Below are 20,851 nucleotides of genomic sequence, written 5' to 3'. Positions count from 1 at the left end.
CATTCCAAACTAAGCTTGAAACGTTTAACCACTATTTATTCGGAACGACTAATTATAGTGCTTTAAGCGCTAATTCATAGTTAGCTTCGTCTGTGATTTCAGCTACTAATTCGCTATGTGTAACAACACCTTCAGCATTGATACATACAACAGCACGTGTTGTTAAACCACGTAATGCGCCATCAGGGATCGCAACACCATACGCTTCTGCAAATTCAGGGCTGCGGAATGTTGATGCATGTTGCACATTAGCAATACCTTCAACTTCACAGAAACGACCTGTCGCAAAAGGTAGATCCGCAGAAACACATACTACAACAGTATTTTCTAGCGTTGCAGCAGCTTCATTGAAAGCGCGTACACCAGCAGCACATACAGGCGTATCGATACTTGGGAAAATGTTAAGTACAACTTTCTTACCTTGTAAACCAGTAAGCGTTAAATCAGACAAGTCTCCAGCTGTTAATGAGAATGCAGGAGCTAATGAACCAACCGCTGGGATTGTGCCTGAAATGTTTACTGCGTCGCCTTGAAAAGTAACTTGAGTCATATTGTTATCCGTTTATTGAATGAATACTATTAATTTAAAACCGCTCACGAAATTGATCTAGATCAACAAGGTGAATTGAAATATATAACGTAACGACATCAGTGTACACGCCAAATATGTAAGGGAGTGTAAGGTCATACCTATTAGTTCTTGTTATGACATCCAGTTATTCCACTAAAATACTTATAAAAAAAGGGCGATGCATTAACTGCATCGCCCTTTTTGTACCTAGAGGTTAACTACCCAGTAGCTAACCTCACGGTAAGGATATTAAACAAGTTTTTTAAGTGCGTTAGCAACGAATTCAACTTGTGGACCAATCACTACTTGAACAGCAGTTTTACTTGGCTTGATTACACCTGGTACGTGGCGCTTAAGTTCAGCGTCATTTACTAGTGCAGAATCTTTAACATCAAGACGTAAACGTGTCGCACAGTTATCGACGTGTACTAAGTTGTCTTTACCACCAACAAGTTCGAAAACTTTAGCAGCAACTTCAGCGTGTGAAGCTTTACCCGCTTTAGCCGGAGCTGCAGCTTCTTCACCAGCGTCTTCACGACCTGGAGTTTTAAGGTCAAACTTAACGATGATAGCGCGGAATGAAGCGTAGTAGATTACGAAGAATACAGCACCTTGAACTAGTAGCATGTACCACTGTGTTGCAAGTGGATTACGTGAAGATAATACTAAATCAACTAGACCAGCACTGAAACCGAAGCCTGCAATCCAATGCATTGAAGCCGCGATGAATACAGATACACCCGTTAAGAATGCATGTAATACGAATAGTACTGGCGCAACAAACATGAATGAGAATTCTAGTGGTTCTGTAACACCGGTGAAGAATGTTGCGAAACCAGCAGCCATCATGATAGATGTTACTTTAGCTTTGTTTTCAGGTTTAGCAGTATGGATGAACGCTAACGCTGCACCTAATAGACCAAACATCATGATTGGGAAGAAACCAGCTTGGTACATACCAGTAACACCAACAGTTGCGCTGCCGTTTTCTAGTGATTGTGCGCCACCAAGGAAGTTAGGAATATCGTTAATACCAGCAACGTCAAACCAGAACACTGAGTTAAGTGCATGGTGAAGACCAACAGGGATAAGCATACGGTTAAAGAATGCGTAGATACCAGCGCCTGTAGGGCCCATATCTTTAATGCTAGTACCGAAAGTTACTAGACCATCAAAAATCATTGGCCAGATGTACATAAGTACAAATGATACGCCCATCATGACGAAAGACGTTACGATAGGAACAAGGCGACGACCACTGAAGAAGGTAAGTGCTTTAGGCAACTCAACTTCACTGAAGCGGTTGTAAAGTTCAGCAGAGATAACACCAACTAGGATACCAACGAATTGGTTGTTGATTTTACCGAAGGCTGCAGAAACTTGGTCAGCGCCAACACCTTGGATAGCAGCAACTGCACCCGGTGAAAGTAGCGTTGTCACAACTAGGAAGCCAACAAGACCAGCAAGCGCGGCTGAGCCGTCTTTGTCTTTTGACATACCGTAAGCAACACCGACAGCAAATAGCAGAGACATATTATCAATGATTGCAGCACCAGATTTGATGAAGAATGCTGCAAGCATGCTTTCACCACCCCATGCGACTGGATCAATCCAATAACCAATACCCATTAATACAGCAGCAGCAGGTAAAACTGCCACTGGAACCATTAGTGCACGACCAATTTTTTGCAAATAGCTAAACATACAGCCATCATCCTTATCTTAAGTTTAAAATCCAATTAAATGTTTTGTTCTTGTTATGAAACTGTAGCAATACCATTACAAGAACAGACTTCGTACTTACTTCATAACTTATTTCGTAATGTAAAGTAAGAAGGCACTAATGACAAACCAAATTCGCCTTTAATTCCCTGCATTGTGATCTGATTCAACCATTTGAGCATAAAAAGACAAGTTTTGATGGCTGGATCCTAAAACTTAATTTACAATTAAAAAAAAGTATCAATTATCATTAAAAAACTATAGAGAGTATCGCATGAGATTAATTCCTTTGAATACCCCAGCTCAAGTCGGTCGCTGGAGCGCAGCTTACATCGTTAATAAAATTAACGCGTTTAATCCGACTGCAGATAAGCCGTTTGTTTTAGGCCTACCAACTGGCGGTACTCCACTTACTACATATAAAGAGTTAGTCAAATTACACCAAGCTGGTGACGTTAGCTTCAAGCACGTAGTTACGTTTAATATGGACGAATATGTTGGCATCGACAAGCATCACCCAGAAAGCTACTACACATTTATGCACAGTAACTTTTTCAATCACATCGATATTCAAGCAGACAACATCAACCTACTAAATGGTCAAGCTGAAGATTTAGAAGCTGAATGTCAGCGTTATGAAGATAAAATCAAAAGCTACGGTCAAATCAGCCTCTTTATGGGTGGCGTCGGTGTTGATGGTCATATCGCATTTAACGAACCAGCATCATCTCTGGCTTCACGCACACGAATTAAAACACTAACAGAAGATACGCGTATCGTTAACTCACGCTTCTTCGACAACGACATTAACCAAGTGCCAAAACTAGCACTGACTGTTGGTGTTGGGACACTATTAGATTCAAAAGAAATTTTAGTACTGATCACAGGCCACAACAAGGCATTAGCCCTTGAAGCGGCAGTTGAAGGCAGCGTAAACCACCTTTGGACTATCTCTGCACTACAACTACACGCCAAATCAATCATTGCTTGCGACGAACCAGCAACGATGGAATTAAAAGTTAAAACTGTACGCTACTTCAAACAGCTAGAAGCGCAGAACATTCAAAGCTTTATCGCGGAGTAAGTCTATGTATGCTCTCACTAATTGTACTATCTACACAAACGACAGAGTGTTAACTGAGCACTGTGTAATTGTCGATGGTGAATTCATTCATGACCTAGTGCCTGTTGCTGACTGCCCTACTGAGATCACCAAGATTGATCTTGCAGGCGCAAACTTAACGGCTGGTTTTATTGATTTACAACTGAATGGTTGTGGTGGGGTATTATTTAATACTGATATTAGTATTAACACCCTTGAAATCATGCAAAAAACCAATGAACGCTTTGGTTGCACTAGTTACTTACCAACATTGATCACCGCGACCGATGATGCAATGAAGTCAGCTATCGATACCATGGCGGCTTATTTAGACAAGCACAGTAACCAAGCATTGGGTTTACATTTAGAAGGTCCTTACCTGTCTACTGCGAAAAAAGGCATTCATAGCATTGACCTGATTCGTCGTAGTGAGCAGGCGATGATCGACCATATCTGTGCCAACAGTGCCGTAATTTGTAAAGTAACTTTAGCACCTGAACATACTGACGCGGCACATATTGCCCAATTAACCGCAGCAGACGTATTGGTATCCGTTGGCCACACTAATGCAACTTATACCGAATGCATGCAAGGTTTTGATGCTGGCGCTCGTTTTGCGACTCACCTATTTAACGCGATGACTTCGATTACCGGTCGCGACCCTGGTGTAGTTGGCGCGATTTACGATCATAACGACGTTTACGCCGGTATTATTGTTGATGGTCACCATGTCGATTACGCCAATGTACGTATGAGCCACAAGCTGATGGGCGAAAAATTAGTCTTAGTGACTGATGCTGTCGCGCCAGCCGGTGCTAACATCGAGTCTTTTGACTTCGTAGGCACAGAAGTGTTCTATCGTGATGGTAAATGTGTTGGTGCCGATGGTACACTAGGCGGCTCAGCATTAACTATGATCGAAGCAGTTGAAAATACAGTGAAACACGTTGGCTTACCGCTAGACGAAACACTGCGCATGGCAAATCTATACCCTGCAAAAGCAATTGGTGTGGACGATAAACTTGGTAGCATTGCTAAAGGCAAAGTTGCGAATTTAACAGCCTTTGATGCGGACTTCACTGTTATCAAAACGATCGTCAACGGACAAGTGAAAAGCTTCTAATTATGAAACATAGCCCAGTCGCCAATATTGAATTTATTAAACAAGTCAATACGGCTTCTGTTTATCGCCTTATCGATGAACAGAAGCAAATTTCACGCGTTGATTTAGCAAAACTTAGCGAGCTAGCGCCTGCAAGTATTACTAAGATGACACGTCAATTAATGGCGGCGGGGTTGATTAAAGAAGTTGCACAACAAGCCTCAACTGGTGGTCGACCAGCCATATCGCTAACTTGTGAGACCGAACCATTTGTCTTTCTTAGCTGTAAACTCGGTCGTAATAATTTAACTATCGCCTTGCATGATATTGCAGGAACGAAGCTGGTTGATTATAACGTTGCTTTAAATACTGCCCCTAACAACGATGTGATACCGTTTTTATTAGCGCAAATAGCCGATTTCATTAACGTAAACCTTAAACCTGACACACAAAGTCTGATCGCCATTGCGGTGACCTCTCCCGGCTTGATCGACCGTGAATCAGGTACCATAGTGTATCTACCAAAACACAATTTAAAAGATATTCCACTCGGAAAAATGCTCACTAAAGCGTTTAATGTGCCCGCTTTTATTGCCAACCATACTCAGTCGTTATCATTGGCGGAGCTATATTTTGGTGCCGCGCAAGACTGCGAAGACAGTGTATTACTGTCGGTGCATGACGGTGTCGGTTCTGGCATTATTAATAACGGTAAAATTTTTACTAACTACAATAACCAAGTCGGTGAAATCGGTCATATCCGTATTGATCCGCTCGGCTTACCTTGTCACTGTGGCAGTCATGGTTGCTTAGAAACCATCGCCTCTAATGAAGCGATTCTGAAACAGGTCACAGGGTTGATTAAACAAGGCCACGAAACATCGCTGACACTCGAAGCCTTAACTATCGAAGCCATTTGTAATGCCGCGAATAGTGGCGATGAATTAGCCGTACAGGTATTGCAACGAGTGAGTAAGTTACTCGGTCAAGCAATCGCCATTATTGTTAACTTATTTAATCCTCAAAAAGTGTTGATCAAAGGCGAGATCGTAGCCGCTAAGAATTTAATTTTCCCGATGATTGAACACAGTGTGCAACAACACGCTTTAGGCAGTTTTGTACCAAACCTGATCATCAGTGAAGCCGAGTTTCAAAATGAACCATCAATGGCGGGTGTCGCGTTAGTACGTAAATCATTATTAGAAGGTGGCCTGCTGAGCTATATCATTAATGAGCATGACGCTTAGTTAGCCGATACAGACCCAAGCGCCGTCAGCTCGTTTGGGTTCCTCTTCTCCATCTTAGTTATCATTGTTGCTTTTATTTGGTATAATCCGCTGTATTCAGCCTTGCTGAACAATCCCTTTATTGACTGTTAATGAGTACTAATATGCATTTTGATGACAATATCCGCATGGTTTTCTCGACTGAAACTGGCCGTATTAAAGAAGAAAAACAAATTGAAGCGGCACCAGAAGGTGACGGTATTGTGCGTATTCGCCGTGAAACTAAAGGCCGTAAAGGTAAAGGCGCGACGACAATTAGCGGTATCGACTTACCCGAAAAAGAATTAAAAGCACTGGCTAAAGAATTAAAAAAGAAAAGTGGTGTGGGTGGTAGCGTTAAAGACTTCATCATCGAGATCCAAGGCGACCAACGTGAGATGGCGAAAGAATTTTTAGAGAAAAAAGGTTATACCGTTAAACTCGCTGGCGGTTAGTTCTCCTCATTTTATAAATAGTTTTATAAATAGTGTTACAACACCCCTTATCAATGTGCGGCAGCAATAACACAAAGCACATTGATAAGTTATTATTGCAGTAAGTTAGTCATCAAGGTGGGTAGCAGAATTACCATAGGGGTAATTAAACGCACTGTAGCTTTCTACATATTCCTCAGTATCCTCTCGCATCTCTAAATAGGTATTCGAGTTCCCCAGCGGATGAGGGTATATATAAGGCGTATCGTTATTGTCTATTGGCTCCTCAAAATAACCATCCGTTCCCTGTGGATCACTACTACAAGCGCTCAACACACCTGATATAACGATGAGCATCATCCAAATTTTTGTCACGGTTTTCATCATTCACACCTCATATTTTTACTAATATTTTCTGCGATACATTAATTATAAATTAACTATAGCTCCTAGAGTGATTGGCGTCACCTTAACGCCGAGTTACATACCTCTCTAAACACTTGTCATTTTTATCAAATCAAGGCAACATAACCCTGTCGGCAGTGATCATATAATCCGCTGTACGATATAATTCTCAGGGCGGGGTGTAATTCCCCACCGGCGGTAATAATCAGGCCTACGATTTATTCGTAACCTATTTCAGCCCGCGAGCGCCTCAGTCGTCTTTTTTATAAAGTCATCACTTAGGGTCAGCAGATCTGGTGAACGCTATGCCACATAGCCTAGTCCAGAGCCGACGGTAATGTTCATATCATAAGATATGGCTAAGTCCGGATGAGAGAGAATATAAGATGCGTTAACGTCTACCTTGGTAGATGGCGAATAACGTACCTCTAATTCTGCACGCCCTGATTCTGGAACCCAATATTTTTATAGTTGTATATTAAGGATTAAAACCATGAATCAGTCTTTACTTTCCCCTTTTGGCGACGCAATCACACGTGTTGAAACAGCATTAACGGCATTACGTTTAGGCAAAGGGGTTTTAGTTGTTGATGATGAAGACCGCGAAAATGAAGGCGATATGGTGTATGCGGCAGAGTCGCTTACCAATGAGCAAATGGCACTATTGATCCGTGAAGGCAGTGGTATTGTTTGTGTTTGTCTACCTGATGAGCGTGTTAAACATTTAGAACTTGCGCCTATGGTTGAGAATAACTCAAGTCAGTATGGCACTGCATTTACCGTCAGTATCGAAGCTGCTGTTGGTGTGACAACGGGTGTATCAGCAGCGGACCGTGTGACGACGATTAAAGCTGCGATTGCAGATAACGCCATGCCAAGCGACCTTGCCCGTCCAGGCCATGTTTACCCACTACGCGCACAACCGGGCGGTGTATTAACACGTCGAGGACATACCGAAGGCACCATTGATTTAATGAAGCTAGCCGGACTAAAACCAGCAGGAGTATTATGTGAGGTCACCAATCCCGACGGTACTATGGCGCGTTTACCTGAAATCATTACGTTTGGTGAAAAGCATAACTTACCGGTATTAACCATTGAAGATATTGTGACTTATCGTAATGCACTATTAGAGCAAGTCGGTTAACCACATAGGTGTATTAAAACATCAGTGCTATAGAAACATTCTTGCGATAAATGTGACACAGTAGCGGCCGACTCGAGAAGTTTACCTTATACTTAGAGTATTGCTGTTTGTGTTCAATCGCTTACGAGTTAGAGAATAACTACAATTGAGAGCGTCAAAATAGCGTTCTCAATTGTATAGGTTAAAACGCCCGCCATAAATCACCTTTCCTTACTTCGGATATACGCTAACACCACAGCCATTGATATAAAAATCGACAAAAAAATTCGCTCCTCTAATGATTTTTCACCATGACTAAAGGACACCGTTGATGAAGAAAAAACCAACACAACTTATCAAATTCGCACTTCTTAGCAGTTGCATTATATCAGTCTTTACAGGTACTACTTTTGCTTCCCCCGCTCCTGAAGGTACTGTAACACTAGGGTTTAATCATAAAATCCCTGAAGAGATAATGACCCCAAATAAGGTTGAAACTCGTATTGGCGAGCTTAATTTTTATGATGGGATCCCAACTCAAGCGACTCTCGACAAGGTGTATGATAATTTAGATTTCATTCGTGGTGTCGATGTATTTCTTAATTTTATTCCCGCAACATCAATCGAAGGGATCCGTTTAGGCTTTAAATCTATGGGTGCCGATGACTCAAATGAAGTCTTAGTATTCGATAACCTAATGGATTCTAATCCATTATTTTTAACCGGTAACACAGACACTGTTTACGCTGGTGCTATGCTCGACCTTGAAAAAGACGGGGTTACTGTGGTTGAGATACCTGCTGGAGCAGGACCAGGAACGCTGAATGATGCCTTTTTCCGCTTTGTAGTCGATATGGGCGCACCAGGACCTGATGCACAGAAAGGTGGCACGTATGTTATTTTGCCGCCAGATTATGAGGGAGAGCTAAAGCCAACCCTTAATGCCATGCAGGACAGAAATAAGGACACTAGAGCAAGTATCATGATTGGCGATACACAACAGAAAGTGTGGATTGCACAATCAACAAGTTATAATAACTGGCTTATTTTGCGCGGTTTCTTGAAAGATGGAAAGCCTGATCATGCTGCGAACATGTGGCGTACAGGTCTCAAAATCTATCCGCTTGCTGACGCTAAGAGTCCCAAACAAATGAAGTTTATTAATGGCTCGGGTAAGTATTTTAATACCGTTCACGCTAATGATTATAAGTTTTATGAGGAGCTTTGGCATGTGATCCAAAAAGAGCCAGTAGCATTCATCGACCCAGAACTTCGTGGCCAGGCTGCTGCTATTGGTATTCAGAAAGGCAAACCTTTCGAGCCCGATGCACGCATGAAGGCAATTTTAAAAGATGCGGTAGCAGTTGGTAATGCAACGGCGCGTGGTATCGCCTTTAAGTCTCGAGATAAGAGTGCTTATCTGTTTGAAGGAAAACAGTGGTTTACAGGCTTTATTGGACGAGATTACCGTTGGTTAAAGGATGACGGAAATGGCGGAAGAAACATGGATGCACGAACGCTTTTTTTCTACATTGCAACTGTAAATACACCAGCAATGGCATTGCAAATACCGGGGGTTGGGTCTAATTACGCCATGACAACAGGCGATAACAATGGCGACATTCTTTATGGTGAAAAGAATTATAAAGTTACCTTACCGGCTGATGCACCAGCTAAAGACTTCTGGTCCATGGTTGCTTACGATCCACAAACGCGCTCAGAACTACAAGTTCCGAATGGCTCGTTTTTCCCAAGTAAGAACAATAAACGTGATGAACTTATCTATAATAAAGACGGCTCAGTCACCTTGTACTTTGGACCTGATACACCAAAAGGTTTAGAGGTAAACTGGACCGAAACCACACCCGGTAAAGCTTGGTTTGCTATGTTACGTTTATACGGCCCGCTGCAACCTTGGTTCGATAAAACTTGGCAGCCAAGTGACTTTGAATTGATAAAGTAACGCAGTAATTAAACAGACCCTGTAAATCAGTCAATATAAAGCAAAGGCAGCCTCTCACAATAACAGAGGCTGCCTTTTTCGTACTATTTAGATGCGGCAGGAATTGTATTATCCGTTGCTGATTCAGCTTCACCGCGCTTTGCTTTGTAAGTATTAACAGGCTCACCTTTATACATGGCGACTTTGATAAAGAACACCATAAACAACAAATCATTTAAACCGTAAATGGTATAGAAGATACCGGCAAACAAGTCTGTCTCATACAAGGTAAATAAGCTATTTGTTGCTAACCAATAAACCCATGCACACACATACACCATTTTCTCAATCGCAAAAACAGAAACTAATAAACGGATACTACCTTTCGTCAGAGCGGCAGCAAAGTAAGCCAGTCCCCATACGATAATCATCACCAAACCAAAGTTAGACATGACAACCGGGTCAGCCTCATTAATGGCGGTATTACTAAATAATTGTGAGAATGTCAGCACACCGCCAATATTAACCAAAGCGGCGAGTATAAGACCATATTTAATTACTTTGCTATTCATTATGATTCCCCTATTAAATTCCGATATAAATATCTCGGTTTATGACAATAATATAAAACATAAAATCCGATTTTATTTATAAAAAATCATTAAAATTTAATAAAGATCACAACAATAACCTCATTATTTATCAATTCACCTTGGGTTCATATTGCTTGTTTAAAGTCAAAAATGAGTTCTTGTGAGTCCGGTAATATCAGCTCTTTGAATTGCTCAGCAGGATCAGGGATGATTAAACCATCAAATTTCACCGGGTCATCGCCGACCGCACTGCAGCTAAACGCTACGGTATAATATCCAGATGGTAGGTACCCGAAAGCATAATCACCGGTAACTAAATCAACAGATGTAGATGCATAAGGAGCAGTCAAACTAGGGTCTGGTAATGGATCAATGAACTCAATATCAAAGTTATCAGCTAGAGAATCAATCAACAATCCCTGACCTTGGTATAAATACACAAAATTGCCTGTTGCAGCGTCACAATCTTCAGCTTCAAGTAAGCTCGCTTCCACATTACCGCTCAGCGAAGCAGCCTTATCGGTATCAACAATCGTTACACCATGTGGTTTTAAAATATAGCCCTTGTTATTGACGTTATTACCACGCATTACTAGAGATTTACGTAAATCAAACTCAATGGTAAATGCCTGCACGGCTTCATCAATAACGGTAAAACCACCTAGTTTTAATTCATTACTGGGTTGTTTTAAATCTTCTTCTACACCAGGCGCTGCTATTTTTATAACATAATTAAGCGCTTGTTCAGGCTTGATATGAATGATTAAATTTTTATATTCACCGGTACGTAATGCGATATCACTAATTATCAATGCCGATTGAGTGCCTGGATAGTCTAATAAATTGATTTGTTCATAGCCATCGATGTCATGAAAAGTACGTTCGCCGTCTGCATGAATAAACTCAAGCTGATCAAAAGCAATTACCACGGCTGATAGCCCTTCAACAGGGGCATCGGAAACAGAAAAGGAGACATTGGAATACGAAGTATCATCATTATCACCACCGCAAGCAGCAACCAACAATGAAGATGATACAACAAGCAAACAAGATTTAATAAATTTCAAAACATTACCCGTTAATAAAGAAATATACATCAACTATAGCCATTGATGTGACATATATCACTTAGCCGGAATAATACTTCAACATAAACTCACAGTCTTACTTTTCTCAAAAAAGGTCGTCATTGCGCTTGCTTCTAACGGTTTACTAAAGTAATAACCTTGGCCATATTCACAATTATGTTGTTGCAAGAATGCCAATTGAGATGGGATTTCAATACCTTCTGCAACCACATCTAAATTCATGCTGTGGGACATGGTCATAATTGTTTCAATTAGAATATCATCGCGAGCATGACCAATTTCACTCACGAATGAGCGGTCAATTTTAATTTTGTCTAACGTGATACGCGATAAGTAGCTTAAACTTGAATAACCAGTACCGAAGTCATCCAACGCAATTTTAATGCCCATCGCTCTAAATTGAGCAATTTTATCAAGCGCAGTATCACCACCATCAAGTAATACAGATTCAGTGATCTCTAGGGTAAGTTGTTCAGGGTTAACGCCATATTTTGTTAATGTATCTTCGATAATGATAATAAGGTCAACATCTTGTAATTGTATCGGGGATAAATTTACTGCGATTTCGTTTATATCAATATTTTCGTCAGCATCCCATTGTGCTAATTGACGGATCGCTTCACATACAACCCAACGACCAATATTAATAATGAGACCTGTTTTCTCCGCTAACTCAATAAACTGTAATGGTTGTACTAACCCTAGTGTTGGATGCTGCCAACGTACAAGTGCTTCGGCTAAGCGATACTTACCGGTTTTTAAATTAATAATAGGCTGGTAATGTAAACGTAATTCATCACGAGGGAGTGCCTGACGCAGTTCAACTTCCAATTCAAACTGTTCATGCCCTGCCGTTTCCATTTCAGGCTTGAAATAATTAATCTGATAAGTTTTATTATCACCGGTTTTTTCGACAGCAAGGTCAGCAAAATGCATCAGTTTACCTGCATCTTTAATCTTGCATTCTTGGCTAATGACCACACCGCAACGCGCCTGACAGGCATGGGTGATAGCACCAATTTGAATGGGCTTACAAATTGTGTCTAAAATGTAATTGATTCTATGTTCTAATAACTCACGCTTGCTATAAGGTAAAATCAACACAAACTCATCACCACACCAACGGCTGACTTCTTCATGTTCTCGGCATAATACCGTTAACCTATTGGCTATTTCGATTAATAACGCATCCCCGATATCATGACCAAATCGGTCATTTAACATACCAAAATTATCAATATCAATCAGCACTAATGCAAAGGGCGCATGCTGCTCGGGAAAGCGGTTTTCAATGCTATTTAATAACGCATAACGATTGGGTAATTGTGTCAATTGATCAAGGTAAACCAAATCTTTTAGCGCTTTACGTTGTTTCTTTTGCTCTGTAATAACCAAATTAAAATGATCAGATAAATCTGATAGCTCATTCTCATATCGAGATTGATGAGTGTTCAACGTTGTCTTTCTTACTGCATTATCATCTTCAAGATGTTCTGAGACAAAATCTTTGGCATTATCCAGTAACTGATAAATTGGCGTAATAATTTTAATGCGTAAACCCCAGAATAACGCTGTGCTTAATGTGACGAAACTGAACAATAAGGTTAATATACTCTGCTCTAACTTCTTATAAGCATTGGCATAAGCACTGTTTAACGGCAGTACGATGAGCACCGAAGCATTCGCTGTGCCTTGCGCAGAAAACATCGGTTTATAAGCAACTAAATAAGGAATATCGTCCACCGACGTGACTTCATAGACCCCTTCTTCTGCTGCTGGCAACGGCTCTGTCATGATAAGCGCTAAACTCTCTTTCGCTCTTGTAATACCATAATGCGAAGCAATAACACTCGCATCGCTATCGACAATAAAAGCGGCGCCATCTTTCGGAAAGAAATCATCGGTTAATTGCTCACTCCACCATTCAAGCGATACAACCGCCACTGCAGCTGCAATAATTTGCTTATCATCACCGAAAACAGGCACTGAGAAGTTCATTGAAGCGAGGTCACTGGCTCTGTCATGTTGAAATCGGCTCATTGAAAACGTACCATTTTCAATAGTATTGCTAAAATAGGCTCGGTCAGCCACATTCACCGCTTGCTGTAGCGGCAGCGCATTACAAAGCAGATCACCATTTGCCAATGGCACACCGATATTAGTAAACAGTGGATTAAGGCGTTGCACACGCGCAACAAAAATAGAGCAGAGCGGGTCTTTAGGATCTCGGAGAGCACTTTCTTGAGCTAATTTAAATAAAATAGATTTGGTATAATTAATCTTATTCTGTTGCTGAGTAATTACTTTCTCTGCAAATTGAAATGCGTCATTACGTATTTTTTGCTTTTCGGTACTGAAAGCATGCCAAGTATGATATGACATCAATAATGATGTGGGGATCAATGCAATCGTTAAAATAATAATAAATCTAGAAACCATAGGTCGAATTATCAGCAAAGTATTCCCTTTGATTAACAAGCATTACCGCAATGTCAGTAAGCGTTAAACATCAATTAATAATCATCAAGGATTACAGTCTACCGATAGCAAGGAGGTATGTGAATATCAATAGCTTATTTAACCATTAGTCACTCACATTAATAAGCATTTATAATGCATTAATACGTATTAACATACTAATAATATTATTTTTTAACCAGCTTAGTTGAATGGCGGCTATAGCTGACTATACTGTTAACAAAAAACAAGCATGGCATCATCATCATAAAAACAGCCAATAACGCATAATAATAGAAAGCCATAAAATCCTCTTTTAACTAGTATTTAAAAATAATGTTAAATCCATTAACAAATCAAACACTACCAACAATTGGTTAGTTTTATAGCCCTCATTCGGAAATAATGATTATTTAGCTCCGTTTTGTGGCAAAGATCATATTTCATTATGTGGTGCAATGATAACGCTCATAACACCACTTATTTCATAGCTAGACATTGTTATATAGTTTACTACATAGTCCGTCTAATTAACGTCACGCTGGACATATTCAATAAACGCCAACAGCTCAGCAAACCAATCAACCCGACAAAAATCGCACCTGCGCCTATGCCTAATAACCAATATTGAAAGTGGAATGCACCTGGCATTTCAAAAATACGACTTTGTAAAATATAGACACCCAGCTCCATGGCCATACTCGCCATCAGCCCAGCCAGAGCACCCAAAGCGACAAATTCAAATAACACGCTATTACGCAGTAAGCGTCCACTCGCGCCTAATGTCCTTAGAATTGCCAGTTCACGTTCACGCTCTTCCATACTAGCTTGTACTTGAGCCACTAATACTAAGCTCCCAGCTAGCACCACCAGCAACAGAATAAACTCAATGGCGATAGACACTTGCCCTATCACACTGCGTAACTGAGTGATAATGGCATCTACATCAATCAAGGTGATTGTAGGATATTGGGTGAGAAAATCTTGCAATGCATCTGTCGCGTCATCCGGCACATATAACGACGAAATATAAGTGGCGGGAAAATCCGCCAGCACATGTTGGTTAAAGATCATGTAAAAGTTAGGCTGTAATGTTTGCCAGTTCACCTTACGGATACTACTCACCATCACCAGTACTTCTTCACTACCTAACTGAAACGTTAAGTTGTCACCGATCTCGACATCCAGCTTTTCTGCTAAGGTCGATTCAACCGATACCAGCGCACGGGTATCTTCAGGCTGCCACCAACTACCAGCAATTAAGCTGTTTTCATAAGGCAAACCATCACGCCAAGTCATGTTTAACTCGCGGCCAACACCACGGCGGCCATTATCCGCTGATTTAGTTTCTTCTTTACTGACACGCTTGGTCACTTGATCATCATTAATTTTGGTTAAACGACCACGCACCACAGGAAACAGTCCACTGGACTCAATGCCTAACGAATCAACAAAATTATTCACTGGCTCAACTTGGTTGGCGGTAATATTGACTAAAAAACGGTTAGCACTGTTATCCGGCAACTGCTGCTGCCAATCATCAATCAAGCCATTTTTCATTACCACGATAATCAGCAGTAATTGAATGGCGATGGTAAAACTAATCAATTGCACTGCATTTTCATTGGCGCGACGTTTTAAATTCGCTAACGCTAAATGCCAAGACTTACCGGCTTTGCTGCCAGCCGATCGCCCGGCAAGCATAAATAAGCGCCCAATAACCAGCAGTACTAACGCCACCAGCACGCCACCAATTAATAACGCCGCACTGAGTACTGCATCTTGGCTAAATAAATACAATAAGGTAAAAATAGCTAATACCGACGGTAGCGGATTCATTAATCGGCTGAAAAAGCTGTTTTCAGCACCATTACCACGACCGCGTAGCAGCGTCATAGGTGAAGTTTGTACCAACTCTCGTAAAGGCGTGATCGCAAATGCAAAGGCACAAATAATACCAGTAACAATTGCCACTACGAAGGGATACGCCATGTTACCGGTGGTCGAGGTATCAAGATAATCACGCATGGCGTACAAGCCGAGGTTCAATATCAAATAACCAACCACCAAGCCTAAACTGATACTTAATACACTTAATAGCGACCAATGCAGGCAATACAATTTCGACACATAACGCTTAGATGCACCCATGGCTTTAAACACAGCAACGACTGACTGGTGACGTTGGCTATAACGGCGACTTGCAACTGCCACCGCAACGGACGCTAAAACAATGCCAAGCATACTGGCCAGTGATAAGTATTTATCCGCTTTGCTTAGCGCTCTCGCTAACGGCGAGTTCTGTGATTTAATATCATACCAACGTTGGTTATCACTTAACTGTGGTTTGAACCACTGCTCAAAAGCAGCAATATTATCGCCTTCTCCTGCGAACAGGTATTTATAACTTAATCGACTTCCTGGTTGAATTAATTCAGTCTTGTGTATGTCTTGGCTGTTAATAAACACCACGGGACCAGAACTAAATACACTAAACGATGCATCCGGTATTTGGGTGATAATCCCAGTGACTGTAAAGCGCATTACCCCAACTTCAATGCTATCACCCAGCGCGATCCCTAGTTGCCTTAACCCTTTTGCCTCTAACCAAGCTTCACCTGATTTTGGCGCATTCGACGCGACCGCTTGCGTACCATCTAATGACGGACTCACTAATAGCTCACCACGCAATGGATAAGTATCCGATACCGCAGACAAAGCCGATAGCGCCATTTTTTCATCCGTAAATACCATGGATGACATTTGGATCTGCTGGGCTTGAATTAGCTCTAAACTGGTGGCCTTGGCTAATACCGCAGGATCTATTACACTGCCAGTATCCAACACCCTATCGGCAGCAATGAAGGTACTGCTTTCGGCAGTTAATGCTTGTTTAACTCGGCTCGAAAAACCCGACAATGCGAATACGGCAGACACGGCCAGCACAATGGCCAACAAAATAATGGTTAGCTCACCGCGTTTTAACTCGTGTTTCAATAAACGCAGGGAGTGTTTATGCCAATAGCTCATCGCTGTTCACTCGTCTGTTGTTTTGCTAAAGGCTCAGCAATGACAGACGCAACATGCGTTTCCGTTAACTCGCCACTCTCCATGGTCACTTGACGCTGGCAACGCGCGGCTAATTTAGGATCGTGTGTCACCAGTATCAAAGTAGTGCCCTGCTGCTTGTTAATTTCAAACAACAAGTCTGCAATGTGCGAGCCCGTTTTGGTGTCTAAGTTACCCGTAGGTTCATCAGCAAATAAAATATCCGGTTTAGAGATAAACGCGCGGGCAATCGCCACTCGCTGTTGTTCGCCACCGGAAAGCTGTGAAGGGAAATGCTCGGCTCTATCGGCTAAATCAACTTTGGCTAATAATTCCCGCGCGAGTTGCTCAGGGTTGTCCATCTCAGCTAACTCTGCTGGTAACATTATATTTTCCAACGCCGTTAAGCTATTGATTAACAAAAACTGCTGAAAAATAAAACCGACATGTTTCGCGCGAACGGCACTGCGCTGTTCTTCATTAAATTGGTGCAATGGCTTATTTTTTAGAAAAACTTCACCACTCGAAGGTAAATCTAACCCCGCTATAATAGACAATAGGGTAGACTTACCAGAGCCAGATGCGCCAACAATCGCTAATGAATCACCTGCTACCACAGTTAAATCCATCGGATGTAAGATATCCAAGGTTTTAGCATCTGTTTTAACTGATTTAGTTAAGGCACTTACTTTTAATATAACGTCGGAATTTAGCTTCATGTTTAAAAATGCCTTTAAAGTATTATTATTGATGGTTATCTTGTTACCTGCAGCACATGCGACAGCTAACCATAAAATTTTGTTATTGGGTGACAGCCTTAGCGCCAGTTATGGTATGACACAAAATGAAGGCTGGGTAACCCTGCTTAATCAGCAGTTATCGAAACAAAAAGCCCCGTATAACATTATTAATGCCAGTATCAGTGGTGAGACTACCGCAGGCGGTCTGTCGCGGTTACCCGGTATTCTGGCTAAGCAATCCATTCATGCCTTGATTATCGAACTGGGTGGTAACGACGGTTTACGTGGCTTTCCCCCGAAGTTAATCAAGAGCAATCTAACCCAAATGGTTGATCTAGCACACGCGCAGAATATTCCTGTGTATGTGATGAATATTCGTATTCCACCTAATTATGGCCCACGCTACAGCAAAATGTTTACCGATGTATTTGCCCAAGTTGGCAGTGAAAAAGACATTACCGTGTTGCCGTTCTTCATGGAACAGATCGCGATAGATCCAAGCCTAATGCAAAATGACGGTATTCACCCCAACCGTACAGCTCAACCTAAGATTGTCGATATCATGTCAAAGCAGTTAGCCACTATTTATAATGAACATAACTAGTTGTCGATAGTCGTGAATAAATGCGTAACTGAACAAGATAAACCAGTTACGCAGGCACTGTCAGGATGGATTTCACAAATACGGGTAAAGTATTGTCAGGACGCTTTATTTTAAGGAAAGTTAAAATAAGCCCATTTGTTGATCGGTTATCAAATCAAAACTCAGGCCAATAAAAGGTAAGATACCATCAGCAATTGGTTTAATTTGTTTTTCAATGTAATGTTCAAAATCCAATACTGAATGTTGATGCTCGACTGCTTCAGGACCATTCAGGGTTAGCACATAGCTGATCCACGCTTTGTGCTGGTAACGCAGTGGCTGGCCTAATTGACGATTCTTCTCATCCGCCGCGCGCGCCGCTTTTACATGTGGCGGCACGTTTTTCACGTATAACGCGAGTTCTTGGCGTAAACGCTTACGGTAAACCAACTTGTCGTTGAACTCACCGGCTAAGGTTTTTTCGACTATTTCCAGCACATAATCTTCGACCGCGATATTATGAAATACCCGATGGTATAACTCTTTCTGGAACATCTTCGCCAGATCAGTCCAATCGGTGCGCACGGTTTCCAGCCCTTTGAAGATCAGCTTTTCACCGTCTTTGGTATCCACTAAACCGGCATAACGCTTTTTACTACCTTTATCCAAACCACGAATAGTGGGCATTAAGAACTTGTGATAATGCACTTCGTATTCAATATCTAAGAAGCAATCAATGTCGTAGTCTTCACGTAGGTGTTGCTGCCATTGTTGGTTAATATATGCCGACAGTTCAGCGCCCATACGGTCGGCTTCCACACTACGATTAGCTGGCGAGCCACTGTAGCCCTCAGTAAATTTGGCAGCATCAAGTAACACAAAAGTGGAATCGGTATCACCGTAGATCACCTTGTAACCCTTGGCTTCGATCCAAGCTGCCGTGGTCTGCATGATCTCTTGTCCACGCATGGTGATCGACGAGGCTAAACGGGTATCATAAAACCGACAACCGCCAGAGCCTAACACCCCATAAAACGAGTTCATTAAGATCTTAATCGCCTGCGAACGGGCAGCATCTTTATCCAGTTTAGCTTGATCACGCTGCGACCACAGTTCGGTAATAATATCGGGCAGGTAATGCTTCTCTCGATCAAACAAACCACCACGGAAACCAGGGATCGCCTCAGTTGGGTTTTGTACACCTTCTAATAAACCAACCGGATCAATCTTAAAGGTGCGAATAATCGACGGATACAGACTTTTAAAATCCAGTACAATGACATGATCATATAACCCAGGGAATGAGTCCATCACATAACCACCGGGACTGGCCATTACCCCGCTCTCACGTAGATTTGGGGCGATATAACCCGCGCGGTGTAACTTAGGCAGGTACACATTGGTAAACGCCAATACTGAGCCACCGTTACGATCTAATTCCAATCCGGTTAATTGTGAGCGTAATAACAAGAAATCCAACAATCGAGTTTTAACAAAGATATCCCACACTAATACGCAATCTTGCAGATTGTATTTGGCTAATTTAGGTTTATTGAAATAGAAATCGTGGTTAATCTGTTCCATGCGGTTATCAACATCGTCAGTATCTTTACCAACACCGAGTATTTCTTGCGCGACGTTTTCTAAACTAAAACTCGGGAAGTTATAGGTAGCGGTTTTTAGACTATCAATACCATCCACCACGACTCGTCCATGTAAGGTTAAGAAGCCTTGCTGTTGTGGGGTGCGGCCATCACGCCAATGCAAGTTTTGACCACCACGACCCAGTGCCAATTTTAGGTTGTGGAATGTGGCACGTTGCGCTAATAAGCGGAAATCAAAGTTAATCACGTTCCAACCAATAAAGATGTCCGGATCGTAACTGATCACAAAAGCTTGCAGCGCTTGTAATAAGCTTTTCTCATCAGCAACCCAGTGGATCAACGGCTCATCGTCAGGATCTTGCGCTAAATTTTCATTCGCTTTTATTTGTGCCTGAACGAGGTCTTTATCAAGCTGCTCGCCTATCATGTAAACCCGTTTAAAAGACTTACCGTCAGGACAATAAGCAGGGCTTAATGAATATAAACCAATGGAGTAAAGCTCGCCGTGTTCTGAACATTCGATATCCAGCGAGATCTGTTTAATCTTGTCTACTAAGCTGTCTGGCAGTTCCGCTGGCTTAAGTTGAGCTTGCTGAAATTCCACATAACCTTTACGTTGTACAGGCGTGCCGGTGAACTCCACAGCCCCTTTAACAAAACGCTCCATTAAGTAACGTTCAGCCGGGCGAATATCCGCTTCTAATACCGTAACCAACTTACGTCTTAATAATTCTTGGGCGCGATGATAGTCATGTGAAGTCTGGAAATAAAAGGCGCTCATCAACTCTAAATCAAAGCTACGTAGCTGCAGATCTTTATAATTAAAGCGTGGATTCAATTCACTTAAACAGGCTAAAGCAGTAGTCAGTTGGTCTTGAGGAATGAACATGACCAGCGGCTGAGTTGCCGGGATCAATTTAACCGCACCCATTTCAGATGCTAACCAGTAACTTAATTCATTATTACCATTACGATCACGGCTATGGCGCGATAATAAAAAACCCAGATATGTAGCTGACAAAATTAACCAAAAAAAGTAGTTTAAGACTGGTTAAGTGTACAGCATTTT

Annotated in this window: 16 protein-coding genes and 1 riboswitch; of the genes, 7 read left to right on the top strand and 9 right to left on the bottom strand. The window is 41.7% G+C overall.

Annotated elements, in window-relative coordinates; translation table 11 throughout:
- Positions 1-52: 52 nt before the first annotated feature.
- Together tpx and nagE are read right to left on the bottom strand one after the other, a co-directional pair.
- A complete protein-coding gene (gene tpx, locus CXF93_RS03445; RefSeq protein ID WP_101061048.1) occupies positions 53-550 on the bottom strand; it encodes a thiol peroxidase in 498 nt (165 codons plus the stop codon).
- Positions 551-820: 270 nt separating this feature from the next.
- Positions 821-2,275, bottom strand: a complete 1,455-nt coding sequence (gene nagE, locus CXF93_RS03440) for an N-acetylglucosamine-specific PTS transporter subunit IIBC (protein WP_101061047.1) — start codon at positions 2,273-2,275, stop codon at positions 821-823.
- Between the two features lie 292 nt (positions 2,276-2,567).
- Between nagE and nagB the strand changes: the two genes are divergently transcribed.
- From nagB to yciH, 4 genes are all read left to right on the top strand, one after another.
- Positions 2,568-3,377 carry a glucosamine-6-phosphate deaminase gene (gene nagB / locus CXF93_RS03435; protein WP_101061046.1) on the top strand — a complete coding sequence of 270 codons (810 nt, stop codon included), beginning with the start codon at positions 2,568-2,570 and terminating at the stop codon, positions 3,375-3,377.
- Between the two features lie 4 nt (positions 3,378-3,381).
- Positions 3,382-4,518 (top strand): N-acetylglucosamine-6-phosphate deacetylase, encoded by a 1,137-nt coding sequence (nagA, locus tag CXF93_RS03430; RefSeq protein WP_101061045.1) that lies wholly within the window; start codon positions 3,382-3,384, stop codon positions 4,516-4,518.
- 2 nt (positions 4,519-4,520) lie between these two features.
- Positions 4,521-5,744, top strand: a complete 1,224-nt coding sequence (locus CXF93_RS03425) for an ROK family protein (protein ID WP_101061044.1) — start codon at positions 4,521-4,523, stop codon at positions 5,742-5,744.
- Between the two features lie 143 nt (positions 5,745-5,887).
- Complete coding sequence (yciH, locus tag CXF93_RS03420; RefSeq protein ID WP_101061043.1) at positions 5,888-6,217, top strand: stress response translation initiation inhibitor YciH; 330 nt, start codon at positions 5,888-5,890, stop codon at positions 6,215-6,217.
- Between the two features lie 105 nt (positions 6,218-6,322).
- Here yciH and CXF93_RS03415 read toward each other — a convergent pair whose 3' ends face one another.
- Positions 6,323-6,583 (bottom strand): hypothetical protein, encoded by a 261-nt coding sequence (locus tag CXF93_RS03415; RefSeq protein ID WP_157824412.1) that lies wholly within the window; start codon positions 6,581-6,583, stop codon positions 6,323-6,325.
- A gap of 179 nt (positions 6,584-6,762) precedes the next feature.
- Positions 6,763-6,986: riboswitch (FMN riboswitch) on the top strand.
- A gap of 108 nt (positions 6,987-7,094) precedes the next feature.
- Here CXF93_RS03415 and ribB point away from each other — a divergent pair.
- On the top strand, positions 7,095-7,748 hold the full coding sequence (ribB, locus tag CXF93_RS03410; protein WP_101061041.1) for a 3,4-dihydroxy-2-butanone-4-phosphate synthase: 654 nt from the start codon (positions 7,095-7,097) through the stop codon (positions 7,746-7,748).
- 310 nt (positions 7,749-8,058) lie between these two features.
- Positions 8,059-9,690, top strand: a complete 1,632-nt coding sequence (locus CXF93_RS03405) for a DUF1254 domain-containing protein (protein WP_101061040.1) — start codon at positions 8,059-8,061, stop codon at positions 9,688-9,690.
- 83 nt (positions 9,691-9,773) lie between these two features.
- Here CXF93_RS03405 and CXF93_RS03400 read toward each other — a convergent pair whose 3' ends face one another.
- From CXF93_RS03400 to CXF93_RS03380, 5 genes are all read right to left on the bottom strand, one after another.
- A complete protein-coding gene (locus tag CXF93_RS03400) occupies positions 9,774-10,241 on the bottom strand; it encodes a hypothetical protein (protein ID WP_101061039.1) in 468 nt (155 codons plus the stop codon).
- A 146-nt stretch (positions 10,242-10,387) separates the two neighbouring features.
- Positions 10,388-11,329, bottom strand: coding sequence for a DUF4382 domain-containing protein (locus tag CXF93_RS03395; protein WP_232784092.1), 942 nt, complete (start codon positions 11,327-11,329; stop codon positions 10,388-10,390).
- Positions 11,330-11,407: 78 nt separating this feature from the next.
- The gene (locus tag CXF93_RS03390) at positions 11,408-13,807 is read right to left on the bottom strand and encodes an EAL domain-containing protein (protein WP_232784091.1); all 2,400 of its coding nucleotides are present in this window, start codon (positions 13,805-13,807) and stop codon (positions 11,408-11,410) included.
- A gap of 513 nt (positions 13,808-14,320) precedes the next feature.
- Complete coding sequence (locus tag CXF93_RS03385; RefSeq protein WP_101061036.1) at positions 14,321-16,837, bottom strand: ABC transporter permease; 2,517 nt, start codon at positions 16,835-16,837, stop codon at positions 14,321-14,323.
- On the bottom strand, positions 16,834-17,574 hold the full coding sequence (locus CXF93_RS03380; protein ID WP_101061035.1) for an ABC transporter ATP-binding protein: 741 nt from the start codon (positions 17,572-17,574) through the stop codon (positions 16,834-16,836). Before CXF93_RS03380 ends, CXF93_RS03385 begins: the two co-directional genes overlap by 4 nt.
- Between CXF93_RS03380 and CXF93_RS03375 the strand changes: the two genes are divergently transcribed.
- Entirely contained in the window at positions 17,573-18,199 is a 627-nt protein-coding gene (locus CXF93_RS03375; protein WP_101061033.1) for an arylesterase, read from the top strand. The two genes, CXF93_RS03380 and CXF93_RS03375, sit on opposite strands and share 2 nt — an antisense overlap.
- Before the next feature lie 120 nt (positions 18,200-18,319).
- Here the strand turns inward: CXF93_RS03375 and CXF93_RS03370 are convergent, their stop codons facing one another.
- Entirely contained in the window at positions 18,320-20,803 is a 2,484-nt protein-coding gene (locus CXF93_RS03370; RefSeq protein ID WP_101061031.1) for a DNA polymerase II, read from the bottom strand.
- Positions 20,804-20,851: the final 48 nt, after the last annotated feature.

The sequence above is a fragment of the Moritella sp. Urea-trap-13 genome, from assembly GCF_002836355.1.
In the GTDB taxonomy this organism is placed as follows: domain Bacteria; phylum Pseudomonadota; class Gammaproteobacteria; order Enterobacterales; family Moritellaceae; genus Moritella.
The sequence above is the reverse complement of the archived record's forward strand: the minus strand, read 5'-3'. Positions and strand labels throughout refer to the sequence as shown.